Consider the following 3,149-nt stretch of genomic DNA (forward strand, 5'->3'; position numbering starts at 1 on the left):
AAAATTTCCTTTACTTTCATATTGCTTTGCTAAAGCGCAATAAAACACTGCAAACATTTCTTTATGATCAAAGGGGAGAAAAATATTGGACTTAACTGCTTCCTTCAACCTCAAAATTGCATTAATCCAATCTTCTTTCAATATGCAATGCTCTATTTGAAAGGGAATAGATAGCATTTTATCGTTAATTGAACTAGAGCAATATTCTATAAATTTTTGAAAGACTACTTTTTCTTGTTTGAGGTGGACAATCAGCTTATTGGCTAGAAGTAGAGCTAAGTTACGATTTTTATTTGCAATATTTGTTAAACCGTTACTGAAAAAGCTGTAATTTCCCGTCTTACCTGAGTTAAAGAGCTTTATTAAAGACAACCTATCGCTCTCCTCACTCAGACTTTTAACTAGCTTTTGGGCATTCTCTATATTGTCTAAGTCTATGCTAAAGAAAGCTTCAAAGAGAAGCAATTCTTCCCTATCCCTTCTTCTATTTCTTATGTTGGCAAATGTTGATGAAATGGAGGAAAAAAAGCGTACAAGTGTAATTAATAAAAATAATAAAACTACACAAGTAAAAATAATGAAATATAGATCAATACTTATAGTGTAATTGCCTAATTCCAATTTTATTACTTCACCACTTACCTTGACCCATATACCAAATAAAAACGAAAAAGCGAAAATTATAAAATAAATCATGAGATATATTGTAATAAGTGATGATATATTGTTGAAATATTCTTAGAAGCTACAATAAAACCATTCAATTTATTCAGCCATAGCTTGAATTCTGAATGCGTTAAATTGCTTACTGTAACAGTTATATTTTGCCAATCATTATCATTTATTGACTCCTCAATTTCTGCGAATTTTACTCTTAATGGATCATTTCGGTCGTCTACCTTTATCCAGTTTGAAATGATTTTTTTAGACAATGTACTTTTGTTGTAATCGATAGTATCAATAGTTTTTTCAAAAGATAACTTCAATTCGTGTAAGGTATTTATCTCTTTCAAATTTTCTAATTCATCTACTGCATTTTCTATCTCTGGATCGTCAAGCTCTGATATCAAAGGCTTTATTGAATTTATATGGTTATCAAATTTTGCTTCTCGCAATAACGAATTCTTCATTTTAACCACAAGTAATAGCAATTTTGCAAGGTTCTTACATCTTGAGTTATTATCACCTTGCTCACATTGAGTATGCTGACTTCTCTTGAGGTCAAATATCTTTTTTTCTATTCTAGATTGATTAACTTCAAGCAACATTCTAAATTCATCCATGTTTTCCGTTAAAGCTTTCACATTGTTTTCACTCTCTTGCTGATTTATTTTTAAAAAGATTATGTTATTTATTGTGATGTAACCGGTAAATAACAATACAATTAAGAACCAACCTATGTACTTTTGCTGAGTATCATTCATAACGTAGTATCTCCGCAGGATCTTGTGCAGCTGCCTGCAACGCAGGAGCAATTGTCGCTAAAAATGATAAGAGTAACGCAAGTGCAGAAATATTTACTACGTCTTGGGGTACTAATATCACTGGCAAACTTGAAAAAAAGTATATCATAGGATCAAACAGCTTGACGTTAGTAATGTTTTCTAAAAACACTCTAATGCTTTCGATATTGAGAGAAAAAACGACACCTATAATACAGCCAAGACAAGTTCCCGTAAAACCGATTAATAGACCACAAGCGCAAAATATACGCATAATGCTTCCACTTGTTGCACCAAATGTACGCATAATTGCAATCGCGGATTTCTTTTCTTGCACTATCATCATTAAATTTGAGATAATATTAAACGCTGCTACAACTATAATCAAAGTGAGAATTAAAAACATCACATTTCTTTCAGTTTTTAAAGCACTAAAATAATGGCTTTGCTGTGATTGCCAACTTTCAGCTTCCATTCCTATTTCTTTTTCTATAGCATCTGCCAGCTTATCAGCTCTAGTAACGTCGTCTACAAGTACTTCTATATTTTTTATGCTATTTTTATAATTAAAAAAGGCTTGTGCTGATTTTAGAGGCATATATATCAAGGTATTATCATACTCAAACATACCCATATCAAATATTGCTATAACTTTATATTTTTTCATTCGCGGCATTTCACCAAGTAATGCATCAAATTCTTCAGATGATATAAACGTAATTTCGTCGCCATAGTCAATGTTCAAAACTTCTGCTAAGCGTGCTCCTATTATTATCCCTTCATCAAATTTTTTTACATCACCTATAATTACATTATTTGTAACGGCAGTACTATCAAGCAAATCTTTAGTTGACACACCTCGCACTACGCTACCTGCAATTTTACCATTTGCTACAATAATAACTTGATCATTGGTCATAGGAGTAGCTTTTAATATACCAGGAATTCTCTCAATAGATTTTGAAACTGCGTAGTAATCTGAATTTATGTTCCTATCAAAATAAACGTTAATATGGCCATCAATGCCAAGTATTGAGTCAAGCAACTTTGCTCTGAATCCGTTCATCACAGACATCACCACTATTAGTGTTGCAACTCCAAGGGCAATGCCGATAATAGAGAACAAAGTCATTATAGAGCAAAATCTGGCATTTCTTGCTCGCAAATAGCAAGCAGCCATAGTAATTTCAAAGGCAATGGACATTACAAAATATTTTGAGGTTAGACATTATATTTTTGAAACTTCGTATAATTGTAGACTTTTCTTTATTTAAAAACTAGAGATTTTTGCTTCCTTAAATTTAGCAGACTTATAGAGTATCTTTAACATTAGAATTTCAAAATCTTCCATATACATCATCCAACCTCACTATATCATTATCAGATAAATGCTCTCCTATCTGAAATTCAACTATTTCAAGTGGAGAGCTTGTGCTTTTATAACATAGAAAAAATCAAGAATATTATTGGGTTTATTCAATAAGTTATAATTCTTTCCTTCCATAATTTTCAAATTGTACAACTAGTTGCTTTACATTTACATCTGTGAGAAGAGCATTTTTGCTAACATGAGGTCTCGGATCAGATTTTGCTGATAAGGGATTCATCTGAGATATTTCATCCCTCATTGGAAATAAGCGAGATTGGGAAGCAACTTTTGGTGATGGCCTAGTTTTTTTCTCCACATCTATATTCACTTGTGCAACA

General features: G+C 31.9%; 2 protein-coding genes and 2 pseudogenes. All 4 read right to left on the reverse strand.

The genetic code is table 11. The features are described 5' to 3' along the window. Positions 1-696: pseudogene (locus OZD62_RS01520) on the reverse strand (heme biosynthesis protein HemY); the annotation flags it as partial. Beyond that, positions 693-1,424, reverse strand: coding sequence for a hypothetical protein (locus tag OZD62_RS01525; RefSeq protein WP_038199598.1), 732 nt, complete (start codon positions 1,422-1,424; stop codon positions 693-695). The pseudogene OZD62_RS01520 and the gene OZD62_RS01525, both read right to left, overlap by 4 nt. Next, a complete protein-coding gene (locus OZD62_RS01530) occupies positions 1,417-2,646 on the reverse strand; it encodes a lipoprotein-releasing ABC transporter permease subunit (RefSeq protein ID WP_070357005.1) in 1,230 nt (409 codons plus the stop codon). Before OZD62_RS01530 ends, OZD62_RS01525 begins: the two co-directional genes overlap by 8 nt. Before the next feature lie 280 nt (positions 2,647-2,926). Beyond that, positions 2,927-3,149, reverse strand: a pseudogene (locus tag OZD62_RS01535) (hypothetical protein); the annotation flags it as partial.

It is taken from the genome of Wolbachia endosymbiont of Drosophila seguyi (assembly GCF_028981765.1).
Taxonomy (GTDB): Bacteria; Pseudomonadota; Alphaproteobacteria; order Rickettsiales; family Anaplasmataceae; genus Wolbachia; species Wolbachia pipientis.